The sequence below is a fragment of the Pseudomonas sp. MWU16-30323 genome (assembly GCF_020515595.1).
Taxonomy (GTDB): Bacteria; Pseudomonadota; Gammaproteobacteria; order Pseudomonadales; family Pseudomonadaceae; genus Aquipseudomonas; species Aquipseudomonas yamanorum.
Map to the genome: position 1 here is coordinate 1 of NZ_JAIWYM010000034.1, position 16231 is coordinate 16231.

Below are 16231 nucleotides of genomic sequence, written 5' to 3' on the forward strand. Positions count from 1 at the left end.
TTTGAAATTGGCTCCGTGACCAGGACTCGAACCTGGGACCCAATGATTAACAGTCATTTGCTCTACCGACTGAGCTATCACGGAACTACATATTTCAAAGTGTTACATTGTTGCGTGTTACCTTCTCTTCGACGCTTCCGTATCGCTACGTTAGTGCCTCTGAGGCGCGCTATTCTACAATCTTAAAAACCCCTGTCAACCCTTTAAATTGCTTTTAAGACAAGGATTTGCGCTTCTTTCTGATTTCTCCTTGGGGAGAAGAAACCGTTGGGCTGACGTTGCTGCGGGGCGCACTTTACAAGCCTTTGCCTTACAGTTCAACGCCCTATCGAAAAAAAAGGCCCCGCAATGCGAGGCCTCTTCTTATAGCAGTACCACTGGAGCTTAGTGGAAGACGATTTCGTCGTTCTCCACCGTCGCCTCGACGCTGGTGCCCGGCATAAAGCTGCCCGACAGGATCAGCTGTGCCAACGGGTTCTCGATCCAGCGCTGGATCGCACGCTTCAACGGCCGTGCGCCATACACCGGGTCGTAACCGACGGCGATCAGCTTGTCCAACGCCTCGCGGCTCAGGTCCAGGGACAACTCGCGCTCCGCCAGACGGCTGCGCAGGCGGCCCAACTGGATCTCGGTGATGCCCGCGATCTGGTCCCGTGCCAGAGGCTCGAAGATCACCACTTCATCGACCCGGTTGATGAACTCCGGCCGGAAGTGGCTGGTCAGCGCGTCCATCACGGCTGCGCGCTGGGCTTCACGATCACCCACCAGTTCCTGGATCTGTACCGAGCCCAGGTTGGAGGTCATCACGATCACCGTATTGCGGAAGTCCACGGTACGTCCGTGACTGTCCGTCAGGCGGCCATCTTCCAGCACTTGCAGCAACACGTTGAATACATCCGGGTGGGCCTTCTCGACCTCGTCCAGAAGGATCACCGAGTAAGGCTTACGCCGCACCGCCTCGGTCAGGTAACCGCCTTCTTCGTAGCCTACATAGCCTGGTGGCGCCCCGATCAGGCGAGCCACGGAATGTTTCTCCATGAACTCGGACATATCGATCCGCACCATGGCCTCTTCAGTATCAAAGAGGAACTCGGCCAAGGCCTTGCACAGCTCAGTCTTACCCACACCAGTCGGGCCGAGGAACATAAACGAGCCGCTCGGACGGTTAGGGTCGGACAACCCGGCCCGTGAACGCCGTACCGCGTTGGACACCGCAATCACCGCCTCGTCCTGGCCGATGACACGCTGGTGCAACAGGCTTTCCATCTTCAGCAGCTTGTCGCGCTCGCCTTCGAGCATTTTCGACACAGGAATACCGGTCCATTTCGAGACGACTTCGGCGATTTCTTCCTCGGTCACCTTGCTGCGCAGCAACTGGTTCTCAGGCTTGCCGTGCTGGTCGACCATCTGCAGGCTGCGCTCCAGGTCCGGGATCACCCCGTACTGCAACTCGGCCATGCGGTTCAGGTCGCCTTTACGGCGCGCGGCTTCCAGTTCCTGACGGGACTGCTCGATCTTTTGCTGGATCTGCGCAGAACCCTGCACTTCGGCCTTTTCCGAGGTCCAGATTTCTTCGAGGTCCGAATACTCACGTTCCAGGCGAACAATTTCTTCCTGGAGTTTTTCCAGGCGTTTCTTCGCCGGCTCGTCCTCTTCTTTCTTCAAGGCCTGGGATTCAACTTTCAGCTGAATCAGGCGCCGGTCCAGACGGTCCAGCACTTCGGGCTTCGAATCGATCTCCATCCGAATGCGGCTGGCCGCTTCGTCGATCAGGTCGATGGCCTTGTCCGGCAACTGACGGTCGGTGATGTAGCGATGGCTCAATTTCGCCGCCGCAATGATCGCGCCATCGGTGATCGCGACTTTATGGTGGACCTCATAACGCTCTTTCAGGCCCCGCAGGATGGCGATGGTGTCTTCTTCACTCGGTTCTTCCACCAGTACTTTCTGGAAGCGACGCTCAAGGGCCGCATCCTTCTCGATGTACTGCCGGTATTCGTTCAGCGTGGTCGCACCGACGCAATGCAACTCACCTCGGGCCAGTGCCGGCTTGAGCATGTTGCCCGCATCCATCGAACCTTCGCCTTTACCGGCGCCGACCATGGTGTGCAGTTCGTCGATAAACAGAATGATCTGCCCTTCCTGCTTCGACAGTTCATTGAGCAGGGATTTCAGGCGCTCTTCGAACTCGCCACGGAACTTGGCACCGGCAATCAGCGACCCCATGTCCAGGGACAGCAGGCGCTTGCCTTTAAGACCATCCGGCACTTCGCCATTAATGATGCGCTGGGCCAGGCCTTCGGCAATCGCGGTTTTACCCACGCCAGGTTCGCCGATGAGCACCGGGTTGTTCTTGGTGCGACGCTGCAGAACCTGGATGGTGCGACGAATCTCATCGTCACGACCGATCACCGGATCGAGCTTGCCTTCTTCGGCGCGCTTGGTCAGGTCGACGGTGTATTTGTCCAGAGCCTGGCGCGACTCCTCGTGGTTAGGGTCATTTACCGCTTCACCGCCACGCAGATTGTTGATGGCATTTTCCAGGGCTTTTTTGCTCACGCCCTGGCCCAGCAACAATTTGCCGAGCTTGCTGTTGTCGTCCATCGCGGCGAGCAGCACCACTTCACTGGAAATGAACTGGTCACCCTTCTGCTGGGCCAGGCGGTCTGCCTGATTCAACAGGCGCGCCAAATCCTGGGACATGTTCACGTCGCCAGTAGGATTTTGGATTTTCGGCAGTTGGTCGAGCTCTTTGCTCAACTCCTTGCGCAGGCTATTGACGTCAAAGCCCACCTGCATCAGCAAGGGTTTGATGGAACCGCCTTGCTGCTCCAGGAGCGCTTGCATCAAGTGCGCAGGCTCAATGGCCGAATGGTCCAGGCCAACCGCCAGAGATTGGGCGTCAGATAAAGCCAACTGCAATTTGCTGGTTAAACGATCAATACGCATTAGTCACCTTCCTTTTGAGCAGGCCGGAGCTATGAACAAACACATCCTGAATGAAGAAACCTGCCAGATACCCCTATAGATGGGGTGGATTCTGGAAGATTCAAGCTACGGATAGTTGACGCAGGTCAGGAGAGTCTAGCGTTCCAGCCAGATAAGGGAGGCAAACCGACCGGTGCGCGGGCTGCGACGGTAGGAATAGAAACGGGGATCGGTCACGGTACAGAAGCCGCCACCGTACACAGCAGTGACGCCGCGGGCGGCAAGGCGCAGGCGGGCCAGTTGGTAAATGTCGGCCATGAACTTGCCCGGGCTCTGACTGGGGACGAAGGCCTCAATCGTTTCCGGAAGTTGCCGCATAAAGGCTTCACGCACTTCCGGGCCCACTTCAAAGGCTTGCGGGCCGATGGCCGGGCCCAGCCAAACCAGCACTTCACCAGGTTCGGCACCCAGGCTTTCGAAAGCGGCTTCCAGAACTCCCGCAGCCAGGCCACGCCAACCGGCATGGGCAGCCGCGACGCGGGTACCGGCGCGATTGCAAAACAAGGCAGGCAGGCAATCAGCCGTCATTGATGTGCAGGCGATGCCTGGGGTGCTGGTCCAACTGCCATCGGCTTCAGCGGTTCGGCCAGGATCCGCCTCAACCACAACCACACCGTGAACCTGACGCAACCAGGCCGGCTGGATATTGAAGGCATCGGTGAGGCGACGACGATTTTCGAGAACGGCTTCGAGGCTGTCCTCGACATGATCGCCAAGATTGAGGCTGTCGAACGGCGCCAGACTGACGCCGCCCGCACGGGTGGTAACGCAGGCTTTCACCCCGGCCGGCGCGGGCCAGTCAGGAATCAGCCAGTCACTCATCCGATAAACGCCTCGCGATCCTGCTTGAGCAGCGACAACAACCAGACAAAATCGTCTGGAAGTGGCGACTCCCAGCTCATCCGCTTACCGCTCGTCGGATGATCCAACTCAAGGAAGCGTGCGTGCAGCGCCTGGCGCGGGAAGGTTTTCAGCGAATCAACCATGGTTGCACTGGCCGCCGGCGGAATACGGAAGCGACCACCGTAGGCCGGATCTCCGACCAACGGGAAGTTGATGTGCGCCATGTGCACCCGAATCTGGTGGGTACGGCCGGTTTCCAGCTTGACCCGCACGTGAGTGTGGGAGCGGAAACGCTCGAGCACACGGTAGTGGCTGACCGCTTGTTTGCCGCCTTCCATTACCGCCATGCGCTGGCGCTGCTGGCCGTGGCGACCGATCGGGGCATTGATTTTGCCACCGGCGGTTACCACGCCGATCACGATGCATTCATAGATGCGGCTGACGCTGCGGCTCTGCAGTTGTGTGACCAACTGCGTCTGCGCCTGAATGGTCTTGGCCACCACCATGAGGCCGGTGGTGTCCTTGTCCAGACGGTGCACGATGCCACAACGTGGGACATTGATGATGTCCGGCACGTGGTGCAACAAGGCGTTGAGCAGGGTGCCATCAGCGTGCCCGGCGGCAGGGTGCACCACCAGGCCTGCGGGTTTATTGATCACCAGGATGTCGTCGTCTTCATAGACGATGTCCAGTTCAATGTCCTGGGCGATCCATTCTCCCTGGGCTTCCTGCTCGGCAGTCAGCTCAAGAATCGCACCACCATGAACTATGTCTCGCGGGCGGATAACCGCTCCATCTACAGTCAGGCGGCCGTCTTTGATCCAGGCGGAAAGGCGCGAGCGCGAGTGCTCAGCGAATAATTGTGCGGCGACTTGATCGAGGCGTTGGCCGCCCAATTCGGACGGCACCTCTGCGCGAAGTTCAATTTTATCGGACATGCTCAGACTAGGCGTGGCACAGCCTTTGGTTTCGGCTGCGCGCTTGTGGTTAAATACGGCGTCTTTTGCCCCGAGGCTTTCCAAGGGGCGCTCATCATAACAGGACGGCCCCGCCCAAGACAGCGGCCGTCATAGGGACGCAAGCCGCCATGCAAGTGAAACACCTGCTGCTGATCGCCATCCTCGCCATGACTGCTGCTTGCTCGTCAACAAAGGAAGTCGTCGACGAAAACCTGAGCGAGGTCGAGCTGTACCAACAAGCTCAGGCCGACCTGAACAACCACAGCTACACCAGCGCCACGGCAAAGCTGAAGGCACTGGAGTCGCGGTATCCGTTCGGGCGCTACGCCGACCAGGCCCAGCTCGAGCTGATCTACGCCAACTACAAGAACGCCGAGCCGGAAGCTGCCAAGTCCGCCGCCGAGCGTTTTATCCGCCTGCACCCTCAGCACCCGAACGTCGACTACGCCTACTACCTCAAGGGCCTGACCTCGTTTGACCAGGACGTTGGCCTGTTGGCGCGTTTCCTGCCGCTGGACATGACCAAGCGTGACCCGGGCGCTGCCCGCGACTCCTACAACGAGTTCGCCCAGCTGACCAGCCGCTACCCCAACAGCCGCTACGCGCCGGACGCCAAGCAGCGCATGATCTACCTGCGCAACCTGCTGGCTTCCTACGAGATCCACGTAGCCCACTACTACCTGACCCGTCAGGCTTATGTCGCTGCCGCCAACCGTGGCCGCTACGTAGTGGAAAACTTCCAGGAAACCCCATCGGTGGGTGACGGCCTGGCCGTGATGACCGAGGCTTACCAGCGCCTGCACCTGGACGCACTGGCCGCCACCAGCCTGGAAACCCTGAAGCTCAACTACCCGGACCATCCAAGCCTGAAGGACGGCCAGTTCGTGCCACAGGTTGCCGAAGCCGACAACCGTTCGTGGTTGAGCAAGTACACCCTGGGCCTGATCGAGTCCCGTCCACCGCTGCCGCCGGGCGAAACCCGCGCCAACCAGGACATCATCAAGCAATACCAGGACGCCAAGGATTCGATTCCATCGGACCTCAAGCCTCGTGACGAAAACGGCGACGTGATCGAAGAGCAAGGGCCTCAAGCCCTGGGCAACAACGAAGATCGCTCGTGGTTCAGCTACATGACTTTCGGTATCTTTGACTGATTGTTTAGCGCGATGCAAAAAGGGAGCTCTTGAGCTCCCTTTTTTATTGCGCTGCATAATTGCGCTGTGCGCCTGTCACGTCCTTGGCTAAACTGCCGAATCCCTTGTCGAGAAGCTGCCCACCATGGTTCGTCTACTGTTCTGGATCGCCGTTATTGCTGCCGCGGTATGGTTTTGGCGCAAATTCAAAAGTCCGGCCGCCAAACAGCAGCGGCCCAGCGAACAAGGCCCTATCCAGATGGTTCGTTGCGCCCACTGCGGCCTTCACCTACCACAGGATCGAGCCTTGAGCCTGCGCCAGGAATGGTATTGCACCCAGGCGCATCTGGAGCAAGGACCGAAATCTATCCAGCGTTGATCCGGCCTGCTGGCGCGTACGGCGCCGGATCAATAATCGGCTTACGCCCCAGCAACAAATCGGCAAACAATTGGCAGGACGCCGGCGCCAGCACCAGGCCGTTGCGATAATGCCCGCAGTTGAGCCAGAGCCCGTCAAACCCTGGCACCTTGCCAATATAGGGAATGCCTTCCGGCGACCCGGGCCGCAAGCCGGCCCAATGCCCCACCACCTCGGCATCGGCCAGTGCCGGGATCAACTCGACGGCAGAGGCTTTCAGGCTTTCCAGGGCGGAATCGGTGGGGGTCTTGTCGAACCCCTCATGCTCCAGGGTGCTACCGATCAGAATGTGTCCGTCTCGCCGCGGAATCGCATACCGGCCCTTGGCCAAGACCATGCACGACAAAAAGTCCGATGCGCATTTGTACAAGATCATCTGTCCTTTGACCGGCTCCACGGGCAATACCAGCCCGAGCCCACCCAGCAACTCACCACTCCAGGCTCCGGCAGCAAGCACTACCTGATCGCCACGGATCGGCCCGAGCGCCGTAGTCACCCCGACAACCTTGCCACCCTCTTGAATAAACCCGTCAACCGCGCACTGCTCGTGAATCGTCACGGCCGGCAGGGCCAACAAGGCTGCCTTGAGGGATTTGACCAAACGCGGATTACGCACATTGGCCACATCCGCCATATAGATCGCCTGTGAAAACCCGGCACCCAGCACCGGCACCGCGTCATGGGCAGCGCAAACATCCACCTTGCTCAGCGGGCGCCCTTCGCGGGCTGCCCAGGCAAGCGCCTGCGCCTCATCGTCCAGGTCCAGCCAATACAGGCCGGTGGTGTGGACTTCCGGGTCAACGCCAGTAGCCGCGAACAGACGCGCTGCCAGTTGCGGGTAAAAATCCTGGGACCAGTGCGCCAGGGCCGTCACCGCCGGGCTATAGCGCCATGGGTACAGCGGGGAAACAATACCGCCGCCAGCCCAGGAAGACTCCTGCCCGACCGCGGAGCGATCCAGCAGCACAACCGCCTGCCCCTGGGACGCCAGGTTGAACGCCGTCAACAAGCCAATTACCCCACCACCCACAACCACTACTTGCTGTTGCTTAGCCATTGTTCGATCCAGCCGATAAAAAGAAAAAGGCACGCCCGGCGCCCAATCATCCAGCTTCCTCATCATTGCCCCCAGCACGCCTTGCGCGTCATGTCAGGCGCGGCTCCCGGATTGCTTCGCGCACCGGCACTGGTCAGGCTGAAGGCTGCACAGGGATCGCCCGCCATCACCGAGTCAACTGGGGGCGTGGCAAGCAGAACGAAATCCTGAGGGTTCAATGCAGGGGTGATTCTATAGCGATCATTGCCGGCGATGACGCCAGTCGCATCAATAAAAGTGCCGTTCCTCGCGTAATAACGCTCCAGGTGCTGAGCTTGCTCGGTCAGCAACCCGGCAATTTCGGCGCGATAGACCTTTTTCATATGGCTCGTATAGCCGGGATAGGCGACGCTGACCAGAAGGCCGATGATCGCCACGGCGATCAATAATTCGATCAGGGTGAAACCAGTGCAATCCTTGCTCATCGTGCCGCTCACCTATTGAAGTTGTCGCCACATGATTCTTCGAAAACGCTCATCGGCGCCGCTGCCCACGCGCGCATACACCGTCTCCAGGACGGATCGCGAATGACCACTGAGTCCCACCGACGTCACTCGATAAAGGGTGGCCTGGGTCTCTGCCGGGAGATGAGCCAAGCCCATCCCCGGCCCCAGGTTTTGAATACCGTAAACGCCATCTTTCATCCCCACCCAAGTGACAGCCGACACAGGGTTCGTCCCTGGTCCCACTACCGAAACCGACTCGGGAGGTGGCGCACACGCAGCAGTCGAGTGGCAAGGACGCAGGGCAAAACCAGGCGCCTGCACCACAGACTCTCCAAGCCTGAGGCCGCTTTCGGCCAGCTGAAACGACTGGTTGCGCTGTCGAACGCTGCCGGTCATTTTTTCTTGCGAGATGGCCCCCTGCATCGAAGACAATCCGAGGAGTGCCAACAACAGCAGGAATACCAGGCTGATCAGCAAAACCATGCCTGCCTGCCTCGAACGAGAGCGGTAATAACCCATGGGCGAGCTACTTCAGACGATTACGTAGCGCTGCAACAACGCTGTAGGTCTGGTCTTTCACGAGCCCATTTGGGTCCTGAAGCGTCAGCAGAACCCGCACACTGCGTATAAGCGACTCGTCACCGGGGCTAGGGTCGTATCGGCTGACAACCGTTGACCCCGCCTTCCCGGCCACCCCGAAACTGATATCGAAAGCACCCACGTTATCCACCAGTACCGCCTTGCTCGGGGCTGCCAGTGTGCTGAGCTTCAATTGCCCGCCTTCAAAGGTGTAAGTCAGCTTGCGCAATGGAAAGCGGAGCTGCCCGGGTGCCGCTGCCGGCGGGCTTCCCCCATAGGCCTGGGCAAAACCGGTGCAATCGGAAAGCACCGTCCAGTCAGGTTTGCTGCCGCCCTCTCCGATGTCAGCGGTCACCAGCGTCAGGGACCGGGAGTTGCCGGTGGCACTCCAGCCAATGGGGCGGTCGAACCCAGCGGGAGCGTTGCTGATTGATGCGGTGGACAGGCAACCAAACATGCCTGCCTGGCGTATTTCCTGAATCAGTTTGCCCAGGACAAACCGTGCATCATCCTGCAACAACGAGGCCGCACGCTGGCTGGCATGAGTGCTTCGGGAGCTGAGCGCGATCTGGGTCACCCCCATGATCAACAGCAGGCCGAGGGCCAATGCAAGCAGCAACTCCACCAGGCTGAAACCTCGAGCAACGCCGGTCATGGCAACCCCCTCGGGTCGACGGCGATTCGGCTGGTCAGGGTGAACGTCTCCCGGGCGCCTTGAGCCTTGGCTCCACGGGAGTCGTCCCAACTGATACTGATGGTCACTTCTCGCTGATTGACCACAACCGAACCCTTGGCGCTCTCCCCTGCAAACCCTGCGATGTTGGCTTCAAAATCGTGCAGGTCCAGATCGCGGACACTCGCGACCGAAGTACTGGAAGGCGCACGCTCGCTCTGCTCCCAGGAGTAATCAACGCCCGAGTTGGCGCGGATCCGGTCGAGCATGTCGTACGCGATGAAACTGGCCTGGCTGGTCATCCTGGAACTGTCGGTGTATTTCAGCGCATTGAGCTGAATCACCGCAGCCCCCAGCAGGCCGACGGCGAGGATCAGCACGGATACCAGGACCTCGATCAGGGTCATCCCGGCCTGGGTCGGTTGGGGGCGAGGTGTTACGGAGCAAACGTTCATTACCATCGTCATCCGTGTCGAAGGCCATCAAAAGGCAGCGGAAAATCTGCGGTGCGAGGCAAGACTAGCGCCGGTCTCGCCTGAGCGCTGCACCCCGGAACAATGGGAAATACTTTGGACAGAATGGCCATCATTCAACGCCCCGGCCTGGGCGCTATAACTATGTCTGCCATCCGGCACTGACTGAAAAAAGCACACCGCGTCCACGGAGGGACGGCATATGAAACAACGAGGTTTCTCGCTGATTGAGCTAATTCTGGGCCTGTTCCTGAGCGGTATCCTGGCCAATCTGGCAGTGCCGAGCCTCAAGGGGTTGCTTGAGTCGCAACGACGACAGAACGCCGCCGAATCCCTCGCCGGAGGGGTGCGTTACGCCCGCACGGAAGCCATCGCGCGCAATCGCACGGTGGTTATCCATGCGCTGGATGATGACTGGAGCCGGGGATGGAGGGTAATACTGGACCTGAACGGTCGCGGCCATCTGGACGATCAGAACCCGGTGCTGCTGGAGCGCCAGGACAATGGCCAGATACCGATTGTGGGAAATACGCCGGTGAGAACCCAGATACGCTTCAGCGGCCTGGGTGAACCATTGCTCTCCGCAGGGGCTTTCAGCGCCGGCACCGTTCACGTGTGTGCGACGGACCAGCAACTGAGCCTGTATCAAATAGTGCTGGCGGCCAGCGGGCGCATCAGCCTGCGCAGTAACAAAACCGAGCAGGCGCTGTGCCGGGGATACGCTGGCACCTTGGGACTCAGAGCAGCGAACGAACCCGCAGCTCCTTGGGCATGGAGAAAGTGATGTTTTCTTCACGGCCCGCCAGTTCATCAGCGCCCGTGGCGCCCCAGGCCTGCAGTTGCTGAATAACGCCACGCACCAGCACTTCCGGGGCCGAGGCACCTGCCGTGATGCCGATGCGCTCGACGCCATCGAACCAGCTGCGCTGCATGTCTTCGGCACCATCGATCAGGTAAGCCGGGGTGGCCATGCGCTCGGCCAGTTCCCGCAGACGGTTGGAGTTGGAGCTGTTTGGGCTGCCCACCACCAGCACCACGTCGCATTCGTCGGCCAATTGCTTGACCGCATCCTGGCGGTTTTGCGTGGCGTAGCAGATGTCGTCCTTGCGCGGCCCGCCAATCGCGGGGAAGCGCGTACGCAACGCATCGATGACACGGCTGGTGTCATCCATCGACAGGGTGGTCTGGGTAACGAAGGCCAGCTTCTCAGGGTTGTGCACCTGCAACGCGGCGACGTCTTTTTCGTCTTCCACCAGGTAGATCGCGCCGCCATTGCTGGCGTCGTACTGGCCCATGGTGCCTTCGACTTCCGGGTGACCGGCGTGGCCGATCAGGATGCATTCACGACCATCACGGCTGTAGCGCGCGACCTCGATATGCACCTTGGTCACCAGCGGGCAGGTAGCATCGAATACCTTCAGGCCACGGCCAGCAGCTTCGGTGCGTACAGCCTGAGAAACACCGTGGGCGCTGAAAATGACGATAACGTCGTCCGGCACCTGGTCCAGCTCTTCAACGAAGATGGCACCGCGACTGCGCAGGTCTTCGACCACGAACTTGTTGTGGACGACTTCATGGCGCACGTAAATCGGCGGACCGAAGACTTCCAGGGCGCGGTTGACGATTTCAATCGCCCGGTCCACGCCGGCGCAGAAGCCACGGGGGTTGGCGAGTTTGATTTGCATGCTGTGCCTCGTGTCTTGCCCTGTAGGAGGGAACTTGTGTGGCGAGGGAGCTTGCTCCCGCTGGGCTGCGAAGCAGCCCCAACCTGGGCAATCGAGACACATCAGGTGTATCTCGATGAACAGTTTGGGAGTGCTACGCACTCCAACGGGAGCAAGCTCCCTCGCCACAACAAGCTCGCGCCTACAGTAGGCCGATTTCGTTAGTTACAGCGCTTTAACGTCGATGATTTCGACATCAAAGGTCAAGGTTTTCCCGGCCAACGGGTGGTTGAAATCGATGGTCACTTGCGCGTCATCAAAGGCCTTCACCACACCCGGCAGTTCGGTATTCGCCGCATCGTTGAAGATCACCAGCAAGCCTTCCGACAGCTCCATGTCCTGGAACTGCGAACGCGGGATGATCTGCACGTTTTGCGGGTTGGGCTGGCCAAAGGCGTTTTCCGGCAGGATCTGCAGGTTGCGCTTGTCGCCGGCCTTGAAACCGAACAGGGCCGCTTCGAAACCCGGCAGCAGGTTGCCGTCGCCGACCTTGAAGGTCGCCGGGGCCTTGTCGAAGGTGCTGTCGACCGTGTCGCCATTCTCCAGGCGCAATGCGAAATGCAAAGTGACTTCCGTGTTCTGGCCGATGCGTTGCTCAGCCAATACCTGTTCAGTCATGAACGGTCTCTCCGGTTTTCTTACTTTTGAACATATCCAACGCCAGCATGATTGCACCGACGGTGATGGCGCTGTCGGCAAAGTTGAACGCCGGGAAGTACCAGCGGTTCTGCCAATGCACCAGAATAAAGTCGATCACATGGCCCAGCGCAATACGGTCGTACAAGTTGCCCAATGCGCCACCCAGCACCAGCGCCAAAGCGACGGCCAGCCAAGTGTCGTTGCGCCCCAGGCGCTTGAGCCAGACCACCAGCACGGCACTGACCACCACGGCGATCAGGGCAAACAGCCAGCGCTGCCAGCCGGAGCTGTCAGCCAGGAAGCTGAACGCAGCGCCGGTGTTGTAGGCCAGGGTCCAGCTGAAGTAGTCAGGAATCACCACGATCTGCTGGTACATCTCCAGGGCGCCTTCGAAGTGAGCCTTGCTGAGCTGGTCAATGACCAGCACCAGCACGCTCAACACGAGCAAGCCCAGGCGTCCAAAACGACTGGCTTCAGGCATAGTGACGAACCTCGCCAGCGCCAGAGATGTTGTCGACGCAACGACCGCAGATTTCCGGATGCTCAGGGTTCACGCCGACATCTTCACGGCAGTGCCAGCAACGGGCGCACTTGGCGAAGGACGACTTGACCACTTTAAGCTTGAGGCCCGGGACTTCAGTCGCCACGGCGTCTGCCGGAGCCTGAGTAAACGGTGCCAGGCTGGCGGTGGAAGTAATCAAGACAAAGCGCAGTTCGTTGCTCAGCTTGGCCAAGTCGGCGGTCAAGCCTTCCTCGGCAAACAGCGTGACTTCGGCCTGCAGGTTGCCGCCAACGGCCTTCGCCGCGCGCTGCACTTCCAGTTCCTTGTTCACGGCAACCTTGACGGCCATCACGCCTTCCCAGTACTCGCGGCCCAGTTCGAAGTCGGCCGGCAGTTCGGTCAGGCCTTCGTACCAGGTGTTGAGCATCACGGACTCGTTACGCTCGCCCGGCAGGTATTCCCACAGTTCATCGGCGGTGAACGCCAGGATCGGCGCGATCCAGCGCACCAGCGCTTCAGAGATGTGGTACAGCGCGGTTTGCGCCGAACGGCGAGCCTTGCTGTTGGCACCCGTGGTGTACTGGCGGTCCTTGATGATGTCGAGGTAGAAACCACCCAGTTCCTGCACGCAGAAGTTGTGGATCTTCGAGTAAACGTTCCAGAAGCGGTATTCGCCGTAGTGCTCTTGCAGCTCGCGCTGCAGCAACAGGGTACGGTCCACGGCCCAACGGTCCAGGGCGAGCATTTCCTCGGCCGGCAGGATGTCGGTGGCCGGGTTGAAACCGGTCAGGTTAGACAGCATGAAGCGTGCGGTATTACGGATCCGGCGATAGGCATCGGCGCTGCGCTGCAGAATCTGCTCGGACACGGCCATCTCGCCCGAATAATCGGTAGAGGCAACCCACAGGCGCATGATGTCGGCGCCCAGGGTGTCGTTGACCTTTTGCGGCGCGATCACGTTGCCCAGGGACTTGGACATCTTGCGACCGTTCTCGTCGACGGTGAAACCGTGGGTCAGCAACTCGCGGTACGGGGCGTGATCGTCGATCGCGCAGCCGGTCAGCAACGAGGAGTGGAACCAGCCACGGTGCTGGTCGGAACCTTCCAGGTACAGATCGGCACGCGGGCCGGTCTCGTGGCCCATCGGGTGCGAACCGCGCAATACGTGCCAGTGAGTGGTACCGGAGTCGAACCACACGTCGAGGGTGTCGCTGATCTTGTCGTACAGCGGCGCTTCGTCGCCCAGCAGCTCGGCGGCGTCCAGCTTGAACCAGGCTTCGATGCCTTCTTGTTCAACACGCTGGGCCACCACTTCCATCAGCTCGACGGTACGTGGATGCAGCTCGCCGCTTTCCTTGTTCAGGAAGAACGGGATCGGCACGCCCCAGTTACGCTGGCGGGAGATGCACCAGTCCGGACGGTTGGCGATCATCGAGTGCAGGCGCGCCTGACCCCAGGCCGGAACGAACTTGGTGTCTTCGATCGCCTTGATCGCACGCTTGCGCAGGCTTTCGCCGCGGGTCGGCTCTTTGTCCATGCCGATAAACCACTGCGCGGTGGCGCGGTAGATCAGCGGGGTCTTGTGACGCCAGCAGTGCATGTAGCTGTGGGTGATGGTTTCGGTGTGCAGCAGCGCACCGACTTCCGCCAGCTTGTCGATGATCGCCGGGTTGGCCTTGAAGATGAACTGGCCACCGAAGAATTCCAGGGACGGCGCGTACACGCCGTTGCTTTGCACGGGATTGATGATGTCGTCGTTGACCAGGCCGTACTGTTTGCAGATCACGAAGTCGTCTACGCCATAGGCAGGCGAGCAATGAACCACGCCGGTGCCAGCGCCCAGTTCAACGTACTCGGCCAGGTAGATTGGCGACAGACGGTCGTAGAACGGGTGACGGAAGTTGATCAGTTCCAGCGCGGAACCAGTGGTGGTCGCGATCACCGAGCCTTGCAGGTTGTAGCGGGCAAGGCACGACTCGACCAGCTCTTCAGCCAGCACCAGCAGCTTGTCACCGACGTCCACCAGGGCGTAGGTGAATTCCGGGTGCACGTTCAGCGCCTGGTTGGCCGGGATGGTCCACGGAGTGGTGGTCCAGATCACGATGGAAGCTGGCTTGGCCAGGCTCGCCAGACCGAAGGCTTCAGCCAGCTTGGCTTCGTCGGCGATCGGGAAGGCGACGTCGATGGTCGAGGACTTTTTGTCTTCGTACTCGACTTCTGCTTCAGCCAGGGCCGAGCCGCAATCGAAGCACCAGTTCACGGGCTTGAGGCCCTTGAACACGAAACCGCCCTTGACGATTTCCGCCAAGGCGCGGATTTCACCGGCCTCGTTCTTGAAGTTCATGGTCTTGTACGGGTTGGCCCAGTCGCCCAACACACCCAGGCGGATGAATTCGGACTTCTGCCCTTCGATCTGCTCGGTGGCGTAGGCACGGCACAGTTCGCGGGTTTTGTCCGCGCCCAGGTTCTTGCCGTAGGTCACTTCGACCTTGTGTTCGATCGGCAGGCCGTGGCAGTCCCAGCCCGGCACATAAGGCGCGTCGAAGCCCGATAGGGTTTTCGAGCGAACGATCATGTCCTTGAGAATCTTGTTCAGCGCATGACCGATATGAATCGTGCCGTTGGCATAAGGAGGGCCGTCGTGCAGGACGAATTTCGGACGATCCTTGCCAATCTCGCGCAACTTTCCGTACAGGCCAATACTGTCCCAGCGCTGCAGGATCTGCGGTTCGCGCTGTGGCAGGCCGGCCTTCATTGGGAAGGCGGTGTCCGGAAGGTTTAGCGTGGCTTTATAGTCGGTCATTTAAGGCTCTTCATTAGCGATGGGCGCTAGGTGCGGCTAGTGCACGGGCGGCGGCGACATCCGCATTGATCGCCGTTTTCAACGCCTCCAGGGAGGCGAAACGCTGCTCTTCACGCAGCTTTTGGTGGAAAGCCACCGTCAAACGCCGGTCATACAAATCACCGGCAAAATCCAAAAGGTGAACTTCCAGGTGGGCTTTGCCATCACCTGCAACCGTGGGCCTGACGCCTATGTTGGCGACTCCGGGCCACGATTGGCCGTCGATGTCGACACTCACCAGGTAAACCCCGGTCAGTGGCACACGGCGGCGCTTGAGCTGCACGTTGGCGGTTGGCGTGCCCAGTTGGCGCGCCAGCTTCTGGCCATGCAGGACCCGCCCGGCAATCCGGAACGGGCGACCGAGCAAACGCTCGGCCAAGGCGAAGTCGGCAGCGGCCAGGGCGTTACGCACCTGGGTACTGCTCACGCGCAGGCCGTCCAGTTCGACGGTTTGCGCAGCTTCGACGGTAAAACCCTGGGTAACGCCGGCCTGTTGCAGGAAATCGAAATCCCCTACCCGGTCGCAACCGAATCGGAAGTCGTCGCCGACCTCCAGGTGCTGCACGCCCAGGCCGTCCACCAGGATACGGTCGACAAACTCGGCGGCGCTGAGGCTGCGCAAGCGCTGGTTGAAAGCCAGGCAGAGGACGCGGTCCACGCCTTCTTCAGCCAGCAGTTGCAGCTTGTCCCGCAGTCGGGCCAGACGCGCCGGCGCCGTCTCCGGGGTAAAGAACTCGCGGGGCTGTGGTTCAAAAATCACCACGCAGCTGGGCACGCCCAACTCAACCGCACGCTCACGCAGGCGGGCCAGGATAGCCTGGTGGCCACGGTGAACACCGTCAAAGTTGCCAATAGTGGCGACGCAGCCCCGATGCTGGGGGCGCAGGTTGTGGAGACCTCGAACCAGCTGCATAAC

Annotated in this window: 16 protein-coding genes and 1 tRNA gene; 3 read left to right on the top strand and 14 right to left on the bottom strand. The window is 60.2% G+C overall.

Features of this window, described 5'->3' with window-relative positions:
• Positions 1–8: 8 nt before the first annotated feature.
• From LIY45_RS26245 to rluD, 4 genes are all read right to left on the bottom strand, one after another.
• Positions 9–84: transfer RNA gene (locus LIY45_RS26245), tRNA-Asn, on the bottom strand.
• Positions 85–384: 300 nt separating this feature from the next.
• Complete coding sequence (gene clpB, locus LIY45_RS26250) at positions 385–2949, bottom strand: ATP-dependent chaperone ClpB (RefSeq protein ID WP_017477793.1); 2565 nt, start codon at positions 2947–2949, stop codon at positions 385–387.
• 135 nt (positions 2950–3084) lie between these two features.
• Complete coding sequence (pgeF, locus tag LIY45_RS26255; protein ID WP_226478112.1) at positions 3085–3810, bottom strand: peptidoglycan editing factor PgeF; 726 nt, start codon at positions 3808–3810, stop codon at positions 3085–3087.
• Positions 3807–4769: a 23S rRNA pseudouridine(1911/1915/1917) synthase RluD gene (rluD, locus tag LIY45_RS26260; RefSeq protein ID WP_003215899.1), complete on the bottom strand. Its 963-nt coding sequence runs from the start codon at positions 4767–4769 to the stop codon at positions 3807–3809. Before rluD ends, pgeF begins: the two co-directional genes overlap by 4 nt.
• 149 nt (positions 4770–4918) lie before the next feature.
• Here rluD and LIY45_RS26265 point away from each other — a divergent pair, with 149 nt between their 5' ends.
• Both LIY45_RS26265 and LIY45_RS26270 read left to right on the top strand, forming a co-directional pair.
• Positions 4919–5944, top strand: a complete 1026-nt coding sequence (locus tag LIY45_RS26265) for an outer membrane protein assembly factor BamD (RefSeq protein ID WP_226478113.1) — start codon at positions 4919–4921, stop codon at positions 5942–5944.
• A 124-nt stretch (positions 5945–6068) separates the two neighbouring features.
• Complete coding sequence (locus tag LIY45_RS26270; RefSeq protein ID WP_026078011.1) at positions 6069–6302, top strand: PP0621 family protein; 234 nt, start codon at positions 6069–6071, stop codon at positions 6300–6302.
• Here the strand turns inward: LIY45_RS26270 and thiO are convergent.
• From thiO to pilV, 5 genes are all read right to left on the bottom strand, one after another.
• Positions 6289–7398, bottom strand: coding sequence for a glycine oxidase ThiO (thiO, locus tag LIY45_RS26275; RefSeq protein ID WP_226478114.1), 1110 nt, complete (start codon positions 7396–7398; stop codon positions 6289–6291). The two genes, LIY45_RS26270 and thiO, sit on opposite strands and share 14 nt — an antisense overlap.
• Positions 7399–7460: 62 nt before the next feature.
• The gene (locus LIY45_RS26280) at positions 7461–7862 is read right to left on the bottom strand and encodes a type IV pilin protein (RefSeq protein WP_226478115.1); all 402 of its coding nucleotides are present in this window, start codon (positions 7860–7862) and stop codon (positions 7461–7463) included.
• A 12-nt stretch (positions 7863–7874) separates the two neighbouring features.
• Positions 7875–8402, bottom strand: coding sequence for a PilX N-terminal domain-containing pilus assembly protein (locus tag LIY45_RS26285; RefSeq protein ID WP_226478116.1), 528 nt, complete (start codon positions 8400–8402; stop codon positions 7875–7877).
• A 7-nt stretch (positions 8403–8409) separates the two neighbouring features.
• On the bottom strand, positions 8410–9117 hold the full coding sequence (locus tag LIY45_RS26290; protein WP_226478117.1) for a prepilin-type N-terminal cleavage/methylation domain-containing protein: 708 nt from the start codon (positions 9115–9117) through the stop codon (positions 8410–8412).
• Complete coding sequence (gene pilV / locus LIY45_RS26295) at positions 9114–9590, bottom strand: type IV pilus modification protein PilV (RefSeq protein WP_226478118.1); 477 nt, start codon at positions 9588–9590, stop codon at positions 9114–9116. Before pilV ends, LIY45_RS26290 begins: the two co-directional genes overlap by 4 nt.
• Positions 9591–9810: 220 nt before the next feature.
• Here pilV and LIY45_RS26300 point away from each other — a divergent pair, with 220 nt between their 5' ends.
• Positions 9811–10392 carry a GspH/FimT family pseudopilin gene (locus tag LIY45_RS26300; protein WP_093204935.1) on the top strand — a complete coding sequence of 194 codons (582 nt, stop codon included), beginning with the start codon at positions 9811–9813 and terminating at the stop codon, positions 10390–10392.
• Here the strand turns inward: LIY45_RS26300 and ispH are convergent.
• The 5 genes from ispH to ribF form a co-directional block, all read right to left on the bottom strand.
• Positions 10346–11293, bottom strand: coding sequence for a 4-hydroxy-3-methylbut-2-enyl diphosphate reductase (ispH, locus tag LIY45_RS26305; RefSeq protein ID WP_048724209.1), 948 nt, complete (start codon positions 11291–11293; stop codon positions 10346–10348). The two genes, LIY45_RS26300 and ispH, sit on opposite strands and share 47 nt — an antisense overlap.
• A gap of 204 nt (positions 11294–11497) precedes the next feature.
• A complete protein-coding gene (fkpB, locus tag LIY45_RS26310; RefSeq protein WP_003215879.1) occupies positions 11498–11935 on the bottom strand; it encodes an FKBP-type peptidyl-prolyl cis-trans isomerase in 438 nt (145 codons plus the stop codon).
• A 7-nt stretch (positions 11936–11942) separates the two neighbouring features.
• Positions 11943–12452, bottom strand: coding sequence for a signal peptidase II (gene lspA, locus LIY45_RS26315; protein ID WP_003215877.1), 510 nt, complete (start codon positions 12450–12452; stop codon positions 11943–11945).
• A complete protein-coding gene (gene ileS, locus LIY45_RS26320; RefSeq protein ID WP_226478119.1) occupies positions 12445–15276 on the bottom strand; it encodes an isoleucine--tRNA ligase in 2832 nt (943 codons plus the stop codon). The genes lspA and ileS overlap by 8 nt, the downstream gene beginning before the upstream one ends.
• 13 nt (positions 15277–15289) lie before the next feature.
• Positions 15290–16228 carry a bifunctional riboflavin kinase/FAD synthetase gene (gene ribF / locus LIY45_RS26325; protein WP_076014011.1) on the bottom strand — a complete coding sequence of 313 codons (939 nt, stop codon included), beginning with the start codon at positions 16226–16228 and terminating at the stop codon, positions 15290–15292.
• Positions 16229–16231 lie beyond the last annotated feature (3 nt).